Source organism: Massilistercora timonensis (genome assembly GCF_048354975.1).
GTDB classification, from domain to species: domain Bacteria; phylum Bacillota; class Clostridia; order Lachnospirales; family Lachnospiraceae; genus Massilistercora; species Massilistercora timonensis.
The window spans coordinates 1-12,637 of the sequence record NZ_DBGCJQ010000102.1 but is presented as its reverse complement, the minus strand read 5'-3'; the positions used below and the strand labels follow the sequence as shown (position 1 = coordinate 12,637).

12 protein-coding genes are annotated in these 12,637 nt (G+C 45.3%); 10 read left to right on the top strand and 2 right to left on the bottom strand.

The annotated features are described in order from the left end of the window. Nucleotides 1-21: 21 nt before the first annotated feature. From ACML7B_RS09265 to ACML7B_RS09235, 7 genes are all read left to right on the top strand, one after another. A complete protein-coding gene (locus tag ACML7B_RS09265; protein WP_106789364.1) occupies nucleotides 22-231 on the top strand; it encodes an RNA-binding S4 domain-containing protein in 210 nt (69 codons plus the stop codon). Next, a complete protein-coding gene (gene recF / locus ACML7B_RS09260; RefSeq protein WP_418540838.1) occupies nucleotides 221-1,306 on the top strand; it encodes a DNA replication/repair protein RecF in 1,086 nt (361 codons plus the stop codon). The genes ACML7B_RS09265 and recF overlap by 11 nt, the downstream gene beginning before the upstream one ends. 11 nt (nucleotides 1,307-1,317) lie before the next feature. Beyond that, the gene (gene gyrB / locus ACML7B_RS09255; RefSeq protein WP_346707413.1) at nucleotides 1,318-3,249 is read left to right on the top strand and encodes a DNA topoisomerase (ATP-hydrolyzing) subunit B; all 1,932 of its coding nucleotides are present in this window, start codon (nucleotides 1,318-1,320) and stop codon (nucleotides 3,247-3,249) included. A gap of 14 nt (nucleotides 3,250-3,263) precedes the next feature. After that, nucleotides 3,264-5,744 (top strand): DNA gyrase subunit A, encoded by a 2,481-nt coding sequence (gene gyrA, locus ACML7B_RS09250; RefSeq protein ID WP_418540836.1) that lies wholly within the window; start codon nucleotides 3,264-3,266, stop codon nucleotides 5,742-5,744. Nucleotides 5,745-5,918: 174 nt separating this feature from the next. After that, the gene (locus tag ACML7B_RS09245) at nucleotides 5,919-6,041 is read left to right on the top strand and encodes a DUF4367 domain-containing protein (RefSeq protein ID WP_418540834.1); all 123 of its coding nucleotides are present in this window, start codon (nucleotides 5,919-5,921) and stop codon (nucleotides 6,039-6,041) included. 78 nt (nucleotides 6,042-6,119) lie between these two features. Then, the gene (locus ACML7B_RS09240; RefSeq protein WP_418540831.1) at nucleotides 6,120-6,464 is read left to right on the top strand and encodes a hypothetical protein; all 345 of its coding nucleotides are present in this window, start codon (nucleotides 6,120-6,122) and stop codon (nucleotides 6,462-6,464) included. A 19-nt stretch (nucleotides 6,465-6,483) separates the two neighbouring features. Beyond that, nucleotides 6,484-6,948: a hypothetical protein gene (locus tag ACML7B_RS09235; protein ID WP_418540829.1), complete on the top strand. Its 465-nt coding sequence runs from the start codon at nucleotides 6,484-6,486 to the stop codon at nucleotides 6,946-6,948. 145 nt (nucleotides 6,949-7,093) lie between these two features. On the opposite strand, the gene ACML7B_RS09230 is transcribed toward ACML7B_RS09235, so the two are convergent. Then, on the bottom strand, nucleotides 7,094-8,377 hold the full coding sequence (locus tag ACML7B_RS09230) for an aminotransferase class V-fold PLP-dependent enzyme (protein ID WP_418540826.1): 1,284 nt from the start codon (nucleotides 8,375-8,377) through the stop codon (nucleotides 7,094-7,096). A 118-nt stretch (nucleotides 8,378-8,495) separates the two neighbouring features. Here ACML7B_RS09230 and ACML7B_RS09225 point away from each other — a divergent pair, with 118 nt between their 5' ends. The 3 genes from ACML7B_RS09225 (at nucleotide 8,496) to ACML7B_RS09215 (ending at nucleotide 11,928) form a co-directional block, all read left to right on the top strand. Next, complete coding sequence (locus ACML7B_RS09225) at nucleotides 8,496-9,407, top strand: LysR family transcriptional regulator (protein WP_418540823.1); 912 nt, start codon at nucleotides 8,496-8,498, stop codon at nucleotides 9,405-9,407. A 110-nt stretch (nucleotides 9,408-9,517) separates the two neighbouring features. Continuing rightward, complete coding sequence (locus ACML7B_RS09220; protein ID WP_418540820.1) at nucleotides 9,518-10,474, top strand: D-2-hydroxyacid dehydrogenase; 957 nt, start codon at nucleotides 9,518-9,520, stop codon at nucleotides 10,472-10,474. Between the two features lie 224 nt (nucleotides 10,475-10,698). Beyond that, the gene (locus ACML7B_RS09215; RefSeq protein ID WP_418540817.1) at nucleotides 10,699-11,928 is read left to right on the top strand and encodes a dicarboxylate/amino acid:cation symporter; all 1,230 of its coding nucleotides are present in this window, start codon (nucleotides 10,699-10,701) and stop codon (nucleotides 11,926-11,928) included. Between the two features lie 70 nt (nucleotides 11,929-11,998). Here ACML7B_RS09215 and ACML7B_RS09210 read toward each other — a convergent pair. Then, nucleotides 11,999-12,637, bottom strand: a 639-nt coding sequence (locus ACML7B_RS09210; RefSeq protein WP_418540814.1) for a glycerate kinase, incomplete at its 5' end; no start/stop codon positions are given.

The window sequence follows — 12,637 nt, the reverse complement described above, 5'->3', positions numbered from 1 at the left end:
ATAACAAAGGAGACGCAAGGTATGTATGAGATCAAACTGAGAGATGAGTATATTAAACTGGGCCAGGCGCTGAAAGCCGCCGGCCTGGTTTCTTCCGGTGTAGAGGCCAAGGAAGTGATCCAGGAAGGCCTGGTGAAGGTAAACGGCGAGACCGATACCCGCAGAGGAAAGAAACTCTACGGGGGAGATGTGGTATCATATAACGGGGAAGAAATCAAAATTGAAGATTGAGTCTTTAAAATTAAAAAATTTCAGAAATTATGATCTTCTTAACCTGAAATTTGACGGCGGGGCAAATATTTTCTATGGGGATAACGCCCAGGGAAAGACCAACATCCTTGAGGCGGTCTATCTCTGCGGGACCACCAAGTCCCACAGAGGCTCCAAGGACCGGGATATGATCCGGTTTGAGCAGGAGGAATCCCATATAGAGGCTGTCGTCAGAAAAAACCAGATGTCCTATCAGATCGATATCCACTTAAAGAAAAACAGTCCAAAAGGGATCGCCATCAACAAGATCCCCATTCGGAAAGCAAGCGAATTATTTGGAATTGTCAATATTGTATTTTTTTCTCCTGAAGATTTGAATATTATAAAAAATGGTCCTTCTGAGAGAAGAAGGTTTATTGACCTGGAATTGTCTCAGCTGGACAAAATATATCTGAAAAATCTGGCTAACTATAACCGGATCGTCAACCAGAGAAACCATCTGCTGAAAGAAATTTCTTACCAAAAAGATTTAATTTCTACCCTTGAAATCTGGGATATGCAGCTGGTAAAATATGGAACAGCGATCATTGAAAGAAGAAAGATTTTTATTGAAGAAATAAATAAAATAGTTTCTTCTATTCATAAAAAATTAACCGGAGAGCGGGAAGATATCAAACTGATCTATGAGCCGGGCAATGGAAATCTGACTCTGGAACAGGCCCTTAAGAAAAACAGGGAGCGGGATATTAAAATAAAGAGCACTTCCGTAGGGCCTCACAGGGACGATATCTGTTTTCAGATAAAAGATCTGGATCTGAGAAGATTTGGCTCCCAGGGACAGCAAAGAACAGCAGCCCTTTCCCTGAAGCTCTCTGAGATTGAATTGGTAAAAAAAGCGATCGGCGACACGCCCATCCTGCTTCTGGACGACGTACTGTCTGAACTGGACAAACACAGGCAAAACTATTTATTAGACAGTATCCACGACATCCAGACGCTGATCACCTGTACAGGTGTGGAGGAATTTGTCAGTCATCGTTTTTCCATCAATAAAGTATTCCATGTTCAGAACGGACAGGTGGCAAAAGAAAATTAGGAGGATTCTAAATGGGTACAGAAAAAGTACAGCATGAATATGGCGCAGACGAGATCCAGATCCTGGAGGGTCTGGAAGCGGTAAGAAAGCGTCCGGGAATGTATATCGGGAGCACTTCGGCCAGAGGTCTTCATCATCTGGTGTATGAGATTGTGGACAACTCGGTGGACGAGGCTCTGGCAGGATTCTGTGATACCATCCTGGTGACCATCAATAAGGATAATTCTGTGACCGTTGTTGACAACGGCCGTGGAATCCCGGTGGGGATCAACCACAAGGCCGGACTTCCTGCGGTGGAAGTGGTGTTTACCGTTCTCCACGCCGGTGGAAAATTCGGAAGCGGCGGATATAAAGTATCCGGAGGTCTCCACGGAGTGGGAGCTTCTGTTGTAAACGCCCTGTCCAACTGGCTGGAGGTTGAGATCTGCAGCGAGGGAAAAGTTTATAAGCAGCGGTACGAACGTGGAAAAGTGGTGCAGAAGCTGGCAGTGATCGGGGAATGTGATCCTCAGAAGACAGGAACCAAGGTTACCTTCCTGCCGGATGATACCATTTTCGATACCACTGTGTTTGAATATAACGTGCTGAAACAGCGGTTCCGGGAAATGGCCTTCCTGACCAGAGGGCTGAAGATCGTTCTTCGGGACGACCGGGAAGAAGAACCCATTGAGAAAACTTTCCACTATGAAGGCGGGATCAAGGAATTCGTTCAGTACTTAAACCGCAGCACCACTCCCCTCTATGAAGATATCATCTACTGTGAGGGAACGGTGAACAACGTGGCTGTGGAAGTGGCTATGCAGCACAACGATTCTTATAATGAAAATACTTATGGATTTGTAAATAACATCACCACCCCTGAGGGCGGTACCCATGTAATGGGATTCCGAAACGCTCTTACCAAGACCTTCAATGATTATGCCAGAAAGAACAAGCTATTGAAGGATACAGAGCCAAATCTGTCAGGGGAGGATATCCGGGAAGGCTTGACCGCCATTATCAGCGTGAAGATCGAGGATCCTCAGTTTGAAGGCCAGACCAAGCAGAAGCTTGGGAACAGCGAGGCCAGAGGAGCGGTGGACAGCGTGGTCAGCCGCCAGCTGGAGATCTTCCTGGAGCAGAATCCACAGGTTGCCAAGCAGACGGTGGAAAAATCCGTCCTGGCACAGCGTGCCCGTGAAGCAGCCCGGAAGGCAAGAGACCTGACCCGGAGAAAATCTGCCCTGGACGGCATGTCCCTGCCCGGGAAACTGGCGGACTGCTCGGACAAAAATCCGGAAAACTGCGAGATCTACATCGTAGAGGGAGACTCCGCGGGAGGCTCCGCCAAGACGGCGAGAGACCGGGCCACCCAGGCCATCCTGCCTCTCCGTGGCAAGATCCTGAATGTGGAGAAGGCCCGTCTGGACAAGATCTACGGCAACGCGGAGATCAAGGCGATGATTACCGCCTTTGGAACCGGGATCCACGAAGATTTCGACATTTCCAAATTAAGATATCACAAGATCATCATCATGACCGATGCGGATGTGGACGGAGCTCATATCAGTACTCTGCTCCTTACCTTCCTGTACCGGTTCATGCCGGATCTTATCAAGGAAGGATATGTATATCTGGCTCAGCCGCCACTCTATAAACTGGAGAAGAATAAGAAGGTATGGTATGCCTACAGCGACGAGGAGCTGGACAACATCCTGACAGAAGTAGGACGAGATACCAACAATAAGATCCAGCGGTATAAAGGTCTGGGAGAGATGGACGCGGAGCAGCTGTGGGATACCACCATGGATCCGGAACACCGGGTACTGCTTCGGGTGACCATGGACGAGGAGACTACTTCCGAATTGGACCTTACTTTTACCACCCTGATGGGGGATAAAGTAGAGCCCAGAAGAGAATTTATTGAAGAAAACGCGAAATACGTGAAGAACCTGGATGTGTAGGAGGATAGAGAGACATGGAAGACAACATTTTTGATAAAGTCCATGAAGTAGACTTAAAGAAGACAATGGAAGACTCCTACATCGATTACGCCATGAGCGTTATCGCTTCCCGGGCCCTTCCGGATGTGCGGGACGGTCTGAAACCGGTACAGCGGCGGATCCTGTACTCCATGATCGAGCTGAACAACGGACCGGATAAGCCTCACAGGAAATCCGCCCGTATCGTGGGCGATACCATGGGTAAATATCACCCTCACGGAGACAGTTCCATCTATGGCGCTTTGGTAAATATGGCTCAGGAGTGGTCCACCCGCTACCCGCTGGTAGACGGCCATGGAAACTTTGGTTCTGTGGACGGAGACGGGGCGGCCGCCATGCGTTATACTGAGGCCCGCTTAAGCAAGATCTCTATGGAGCTGACTGCGGATATCAACAAGGATACCGTAGATTTTATGCCAAACTTTGACGAGACAGAGAAGGAGCCTACCGTACTGCCGGCCAGATTTCCCAATCTGCTGGTAAACGGAACCTCGGGAATCGCCGTGGGAATGGCCACCAATATCCCGCCTCACAACCTGAAAGAGATCATCGACGCGGTGGTGAAGATCATCGACGATCAGATCGCAGGTAAAGAAGAAACTACCATTGAGGAGATCCTGCAGATCGTAAAAGGACCGGACTTCCCCACAGGAGGAACCATCCTTGGAACTCGGGGGATCGAGGAAGCCTACCGTACCGGCCGGGGCAAGATCCGGGTACGGGCAGTGACCAATATTGAGACCATGGCAAACGGTAAGAGCCGGATCATTGTCACCGAGCTTCCCTACATGGTCAATAAAGCCCGTCTCATCGAGAAGATCGCGGAGATGGTAAGAGATAAGAAGATCGACGGCATCACAGACTTAAGCGACCAGTCCAGCCGGGAAGGCATGCGGGTGGTGATCGAGCTTCGTAAAGACGTGAACGCCAATGTTCTTCTGAACCAGCTGTACAAGCACACCCAGCTGCAGGATACCTTCGGTGTGATCATGCTGGCGCTGGTGAATAACGTGCCAAGAGTAATGAATCTTCTGGATATGCTGAACCACTACCTGAAGCACCAGGAAGACGTGGTCACCAGAAGAACAAAATATGAGTTAAATAAAGCAGAAGAGCGGGCGCATATTTTAAAGGGCCTGCTGATCGCCCTGGATCATATCGACGAAGTGATCAGTATCATCCGGGGTTCCCAGACGGTACAGATCGCCAAGGCAGAACTGATCAACCGCTTCGACTTAAGCGACGCCCAGGCCCAGGCCATTGTGGATATGCGTCTGCGTGCGCTGACCGGTCTGGAGCGGGAGAAGCTGGAAGCGGAATACAACGAGCTGGTAAAACAGATCGAACATTTGAAAGCCATCCTGGCGGACCGCAAGCTTCTGCTTGGGGTGATCAAGGAAGAGATCCTTGCCATCAAGGAAAAATATGGCGACGAGCGCCGCACTTCCATTGGATTTGACGAGTACGACATTTCCATGGAAGATCTGATCCCAAGGGAGGACGTGGTGATCACCATGACCAAGCTTGGATATATCAAGCGGATGTCCGAGGACACCTTCAAGGCCCAGAACCGGGGCGGCAAGGGGATCAAGGGAATGCAGACCCTGGAGGAGGACTATGTGGAGGATCTGTTGATGTGCAACACTCACCACTACATTATGTTCTTCACCAACACCGGACGGGTCTACCGGCTGAAAGGCTACGAGATCCCGGAGTCCAGCCGGACTTCCAGAGGAACCGCCATCATCAATCTCCTGCAGCTTATGCCGGGAGAGAAGATCACCGCGGTGATCCCGGTAGAATACTACAGCGAGAAAGCATTTCTTATGATGTCCACCAAGAAGGGTCTGATCAAGAAGACGCCGCTGAAGGAATATGCCAATGTGAGAAAGGTAGGTCTGGCCGCCATCACCCTGCGGGAGGACGACGAGCTGATCGAAGTCAAATTCACCAACGGACATCAGGAAGTGATCCTGGCTACCAAGTACGGACAGTGTATCCGGTTCAAGGAGCAGGATGTACGCTGCACCGGAAGAACCTCCATGGGCGTGCGTGGGATCAACCTGGCAGACCGGGACGAAGTCATCGGTATGCAGCTTGCCTCCCAGGGAACCGACCTTCTGATCGTCTCTGAGAAGGGTATGGGCAAGCGGACGCTGATGGATGAATTCACCGCTCAGAACCGGGGCGGCAAAGGTGTGAAGTGCTATAAGATCACCGAGAAGACCGGCAATGTAGTGGGGATCAAGGGCGTCAACGAGCAGGATGAGATCATGATCATCAACACAGAAGGGATCATCATCCGGATGCTGTGCAGCGGAATCTCCGTTCTTGGCCGGGTTACCTCCGGCGTGAAGCTGATCAACCTGAAAGAGGGAGATACGGTGGCAAGTATCGCCAAGGTAAGAGACGAAGAAAAAGAAGACTACAAGCATAAATTCCAGATTGAAGAATAATTGACGCAAAGTGTCACAACCAGCCTTTCCGATTCGTTCTAGTAAATGAAGAGGGAGGGCTGGTTTCTTTTTGTCCGGTCCTCGGGTATAATGAGAGCAGAAGCTGAAGGAGAACATAAGATATGCTTTCTCTTTACCTGGCGGCCATCGACACCGTAGAAGAGAAATTCAAATTTGAATTACTGTATGGGATATGTATTTTGGACAGATGAAGATATTTATTATGACCTGACAGGAGATATAGAAGTAGAAGAACTTCTAAAAATGGCAGAGTCTATCATTGAAAAAGAAAATTAAAATATTGATCTTATCATGTCACAAATGGCCTTCCTGATTCGTTGAAATAGTAAAGACGAAAAAGGAGGGCCATTTATTTTGAAAGAAAAGAGAGGTTTCAAAGCGGTTACAATATTTTTTGTCCTTGCTTTGGCAGTTATGAGTGTTTTGCTGGTTTCCATGGTCCTGTCCGGAAAGCAGGTTGATGGGACGGAAAAAAGCCCTGTTATCACAGCGGAAGAATACCGGGGAGTCCGGATCGCGTCAGAGGCAAGGGGGAAGGTTACGGAAGCGGAGGTAGATTCTCTGATCCAGGATTATGGAGAGGAAGGACTTTCTGTCATAACCGCTAGTAAGGGGACAGATTCCCGGAAGATACCGTATCTTGTCCTGGGCGCCGGATGGGGATCGCGTTGGCGGGGACGGTTATGTGCGGGTTTCTGAGAAAGTAGAGAAGAGGCTTATGATCATTGACGATGAATATATCCGAATGATACGCGGCGAGAAAGTACGGACGATATTCCCGCTGATAATAGAACTGGTGATTTTGCTGCTCTTATTCAATCCATTTTGCTGGGATATAGGTAAGCTGAATTACTGGATGGCTTCAGGCGCGATTGGGATTTATTTGTTCTTGCCGGGAGTGCCTTTTACCAAGAAGCGCAGAGAAAAAAGGAAGAAAAGGGAATACCTTGCCACGGGGAGAAAAGAGATCCTGATCGTGGGATTCCTGAATGTTTTGGCGGAGCTTATGTTTTGGCTTCTGATAGCAGACCGGATCTGGTGGGATGGATGGGCGGTGAATCCGGTTATATGTCTGCTGGATTGTGTCTGTATCGGCATAAGCGCGGGATATCTGGTTGTTAAGATACAAAAATGGAGGAAACATGGGAAGCGGGCATGTTCATCAACAGCGAATATCATGTAGTGATAATTCGTATGGGAGTTGCTCTCGGCCCTTTTCTTCTCCCCATGCCATTTCTTCGTAGGGACCTAGTTTCTTAAAAGTGAAAGGAAATGGGCTACTGCAATCTTACAGTAGCCCATTTTTAAAGAGTATTGGGGAAATGCCTTTATGCGCTTTCTGCTATATCTTTTGTAATCTTAAGAAATTCATCAATATCATCTGTTCCATGACAGTGAAGTGGAGATACTCGGAGGGCTCCTTCTAATCCGAGAGATTCTACGATTCTCTGGGAATAAGGACTTGTTTTTACTCGTTCAAAGATGGTAACGCCATGATCTAGATAACGCTGAGAACATTCTGCATAATTAATGCCTTTGATGCCCATGGCAACGATCAGATCTTTATAAGTCAGATCTTCCATGTCTACATAAACCTCTACTTTTGGAATGTGGCGAAGCCCAGGAATTTCTGCAGTTCCTTCCAGCATACGGTACAGTAAGGCACGCTCTTGCATATGGATACGGTACATTCCTTCTTTGTATAAAGTTCTGCGGTCCGTACTATCAGTAAAGTGAGCTCCAATAGCACATACATAATCAATCACAGCTATCATAGCAGCAAAATTTCCTGGGGTAGGAGTTCCAAGTGCCCATACGTCTGCTGGTTTATGAATAAGTTTGCGATGAGGAAGGACAGCTACCCGGTCGGACACATAGGCATAGCCACATCCGCGAACTCCAAAGAATTTATACGGAGCAATATTTGCAACATCAATATCCCAGTCATCGACATCAATAATAGCGTGTGGGGCATGTTGTACAGAGTCAGAGATAACGTAGATCTCAGGATTGATTTCTCTGGCCCGGCGGGTGATTTCCTTAATATCCATAATATTTCCGGAAATATTTGAGGCAGCCATAATACTCAGAACGCAGGTATCTTTATCTACGTATTCCATTACAGTATCTACATCAATACCTCCGGTTTTTTGATTGGGTGGAACTACTCTTAATTCTCTTCCGGTTCTTTTAGCATAGTATTCCATTGCATCAAAAGCGGAGGGATGTTCCAGTGCGGAAGTGACAACATTTTTTCCCCAATTGATGCCTTCCATGATAGTTCCTACTGCCAAAAACATGGCCTGTGATGAGGATAATTCTGTAATAAGCGCACCGCTTTTTGCGCCAAATAAAGTTTTTAAAATATCTTCCGTTCCGTTTTTGACATAAGCGGATAACTCAAGACCTCTTCCGCGGACACGTTCCGGGCAATCTGGAAACATCTCCACTTCCGCTTTTGCCTCTACGGCCTTTTTAAGTCTTAATGATCCTCCGGAATTTTCAAAAAAAAGTCGTTTTCCATGAGTAGGATCTGCATCTGCATAGCAAAATTGCGCCTTTAGAGATTTTTGATATTCATCAGAAAATAAAATTCCATGCTCTGTATTCATTCCGTTCCCTCCTTGTAAGAGCTTTTTGTTGATTTCATCATATCATAAGTTTTAATAATTGAGAAATGAATAATTTTGCTGTATAATATTAAAAAAGTTTATAATTTGAGGTGAGCAAATGAATCTGGCAGAAATTGAAACATTTTTAATGGCCGTAGAAACTAAAAATATTACAAAAACAGCGGAAAACCTGTTCTTATCGCAGCCAACAGTCAGTCATAGATTAAAAGCGCTGGAAGAAGAACTTGGAGTACAGCTTATGACCAGAAAAAAAGGATATAAGCAGATAGAGCTTACTTCTTATGGAGAAGATTTTATTCCTATTGCAGAACGTTGGATCTATCTTTGGCAGGAAATGCAGTGTCTAAGAGAAGATAGGGAGAATCTTTATCTGACGATTGGCTGCACAGATACCATTAACAGTGCCATGATGTTTAATTTGTATAGTGGGATGTTGGATGAAGATGAACAAATAATCAAACTTCGGATTAAAACCCATTATTCATCAGAAATATATCATTATTTGGAAAATCATGATATTGATCTTGGTTTTGTGCACCATTATCTTCATTTTAAAAATATTATCGCGGAACCGATACTAAAGGAAAAAATGTATATTATCCAGTCAGAAAAAGCAGATATAGAAAAAGAAATTATCCATACAGATGAGTTGGACGTTGAAAGGGAAATTTTTTTAAGTTGGGAGACGGGATATCAGATCTGGCATGACCAGTGGGTTACAAAAGGAAAGCGCTCAAGATTTCAGGTTGACACATTTGAATTACTTTTTCATTTGTTGGCCAGGGAACGGATGTGGACAATTGCGCCGATATCGGTGGTTGAAAGAATCCAAAAGCTTCGGCCGGTTCTTGTGAGTGAAATTGCAAATGAAGTGCTTCCTCCAGAACGGCCGACATATAAAGTAAGAAATAAATATCCAAGCGAAGCCACCAGAAAATCTGTGGAAATTTTTGAGAGAAAGCTGCGGGAGTATCTTAGAGAAAAGGATTGGGGATATATAGAAAATTAATAGAAAAAGTAAATATATTATAATTAAATAATTTATTTTTTTAAAAAATTGAATCATGGTATAATTCCGACAGAAATTGAATCATGCAGCACACAAAGGAGGAAGTTGCCATGAAAATTGTTGTACTGGACGGATATACTCTTAATCCGGGCGATATAAGCTGGAATGGATTAGAGGAATTGGGAGAACTGAAAGTTTATGATCGGACTTCTCCAGAGGAAGTAATTACGCGGATTGGTGATGCAGAAATTGTCTACACAAATAAAACGCCAATTACCAAAGAAACATTGGAAGCATGTAATCAGATTAAATTTATCGGAGTTCTTGCAACGGGATACAATGTGGTAGATGTAGCAACAGCAAAGGAAAAAGGGATTCCTGTAGCAAATATTCCAACGTATGGGACAGATGCCGTAGGACAATTCGCAATTGCTCTCCTTTTGGAGATTTGTCATCATATTGGATATCATTCGGAGGTTGTTCATAAAGGAGAGTGGAGCAATAATCCAGATTGGTGTTTTTGGGATTATCCGTTGATTGAATTAGCCGGCAAAACGATGGGGGTCATTGGTTATGGAAGGATTGGTCAGACAACTGGAAGAATTGCGAAAGCCCTGGGAATGAAAGTTCTTGCAAACGATGCTTTTGAAAGTGAAAAAGGTAAAGAAACGGCTACATATGTTGACAGAGATACTTTATTTGCGCAATCAGATGTAATTGCGTTGCATTGTCCATTATTCCCAGAAACAGAAGGAATGATCAATCGAGAAAATATTGCAAAAATGAAAGACGGAGTAATTATCTTGAATAATTCAAGAGGCCCCTTGATCGTTGAACAGGATCTTGCAGATGCTTTGAATAGTGGAAAAGTATATGCAGCAGGGTTAGACGTGGTTTCCACGGAGCCGATTAAAGAAGACAATGTATTATTAAAGGCAAAAAATTGTTTTATTACTCCGCATATTTCCTGGGCGCCAAAAGAATCTAGAGAACGGCTGATGGATATAGCTGTTCAAAATCTGAAAGCATTCCAGTCGGGAAAACCACAAAATATTATAAATAATTAATTTATGGGCCATGAAAGCATTTATATGCGTTCATGGCCTCTCTTTATGCTTTTAATAATATAAAATATATTTATATTATTAAGAAAAATAATCCATTTTTAGAATTTTTGTATTTGTAGTATGATAAAACAAAATCTAAAAGGTATAACCGGTATGCCATTAAAGTCAAAGGAAAGGAGAGCAGGTACACATTATTAAAAAAAACATCCTGCAAGAGAGAAAGCATGGGAAAAGTTAAAAAAGTACCTTTATGGGCGCAGATCTTTATAGGGATCGCAGTTGGTATACTGATTGGGGTAGTATCGCCGAAAGCAGCAGAAGTAATTTCCCCATTGGGGGATATTTTCCTGAATCTGTTGAAGATGTTGATTGTTCCGCTTGTTTTTTTCAGTATTACAAACGGAATCTGCCAGATGAAAGATGTGAAACAGCTAAAAAGCGTCGGTGGTCGAATTGTTCTTTATTATACACTTTCTACAGTGGCAGCGGGTATCTTTGGTGTTATTGGAGGAATGATTACTCAGCCAGGCCGGAATGTGACGGATCTGGCGCTGTCAGCAGGAGAAGCAGCGGAAGCTTCGGATTTTGATATGGTAGAAAATATTGTTTCCTGGTTTCCGGACAATATTGTCAATGCCATGGCAGAAGCAAACATGCTTCAGATCATTATATTTTGCCTTTTCTTAGGAGTTGCGCTTCTTGCTTTAGGCGAGAAAGTTCCGCGGATGTTAGGATTGATTGAAGAAGGAAATAATGTAATGCTGAAAATTACAGAATATGTGATCAATCTTTCTCCAATTGGTATTATGTCGTTGATGGCATCTATGATTTCAACGTTGTCTGGCGCAATGATGAAAGAAGTATTAGTATTCATTGCCACGATTGATGTAACAATTGTAGTGTTTATGGCGATATTCTATCCGGCAGTATTAAAATTCCTGGCAAAGGTGAATGTATTTAAATTCTTTAAGAAGGCTTCAGCTTCTATGCTGGTTGCATTTACTACAACTTCTTCTGCGGCTACATTGCCGGTATCTATGAGGGTAGCTGAGAAGGGATTAGGATGTCCGCAGAAGGTATACGGGCTCACACTTCCGCTTGGAAATACATGTAATATGGATGGGGCGGCAATTCAGTATAGCGTGATCGCGGTTTTCGCCTGCAATCTGTTTGGATTAGATATTACACCAGAGAGAATTTTCCAGTTTATCTTTCTGAGTTTGATTCTCTCTATTGGTGCGGCAGGTGTAAAAGGATCAGGAATTGTTATGTCAACGATTATTATTCAGACTTTGATTGGCGATGCCGGATTGACGTTAATTCCGATTTTGGCGGCAGTTTGGCCTACTCTTGATCCATTTGCGACAACCGCAAATAATGTAGGAGATTTGACAGGAACAACACTTGTATCAAAGAGTCTGCATGTATTAGATGAAGAAGTATACAATAGCTAGATAATAAAAACATCGTCCACAATCGGGGATCTACGTTTGTGGACGATGTTTTTTTATCCATATCTAAAAGTTAGAAGCAAGCAAGAAGCCGGAAGACCTGTTCTGCCGTTGCCCGCAGGTTCTCCCATGCATTCTGAGGATCCATGGCTTCTTCCAGTGTGGTCACTCCCCGGACAACAGGGAAGAATGCGTCGATCCCGGCGTTATTGCAGGCGGATGCGCCTTTGGTGACGCTTCCGGCGAAGGCCAGGACAGTGGCGTGATATTTCCTGGCAAGCCGGGCCACACCCACGGGAGCTTTCCCCATGGCGGTCTGGTGATCCAGCCGTCCCTCGCCGGTGACCACTACATCTGCGTCAGAAAGCTCTTCTTCCAGACGGATGGCGTTCAGGATAAGATCGATGCCTGGGACAAGAGCAGCCTTAAGATAGCTTAAGAAGGCAAATCCCAGTCCGCCTGCGGCGCCTGCACCGGGGGATTCCAGGTATTGGGTCCCGGTTGCCTGTGCTGTGATCTTGGCGTAGTGCGCCATGCTCTGGTCAATGGGGAGCAGCAGATCTTTGGTCACGCCTTTCTGGGGGCCGTAGATATAAGTGGCGCCGTTAGGCCCGCATAAGGGGTTGGTCACGTCGCAGGCCACCTGGAACTGGCAGTCCGCAAGAAGGGGATCTGCGTTTTCTGCGGAGATGGTTTCAATCTTTGAGAGAGC

Coding starts and splice junctions, on each gene's coding strand:
- ACML7B_RS09265 (WP_106789364.1), top strand. CDS start 22: ATGTATGAGATCAAACTGAGAGATGAGTATATTAAACTGGGCCAGGCG.
- gyrB (WP_346707413.1), top strand. CDS start 1,318: ATGGGTACAGAAAAAGTACAGCATGAATATGGCGCAGACGAGATCCAG.
- gyrA (WP_418540836.1), top strand. CDS start 3,264: ATGGAAGACAACATTTTTGATAAAGTCCATGAAGTAGACTTAAAGAAG.
- ACML7B_RS09235 (WP_418540829.1), top strand. CDS start 6,484: ATGATCATTGACGATGAATATATCCGAATGATACGCGGCGAGAAAGTA.
- ACML7B_RS09230 (WP_418540826.1), bottom strand. CDS start 8,377: ATGAATACAGAGCATGGAATTTTATTTTCTGATGAATATCAAAAATCT.
- ACML7B_RS09225 (WP_418540823.1), top strand. CDS start 8,496: ATGAATCTGGCAGAAATTGAAACATTTTTAATGGCCGTAGAAACTAAA.
- ACML7B_RS09220 (WP_418540820.1), top strand. CDS start 9,518: ATGAAAATTGTTGTACTGGACGGATATACTCTTAATCCGGGCGATATA.
- ACML7B_RS09215 (WP_418540817.1), top strand. CDS start 10,699: ATGGGAAAAGTTAAAAAAGTACCTTTATGGGCGCAGATCTTTATAGGG.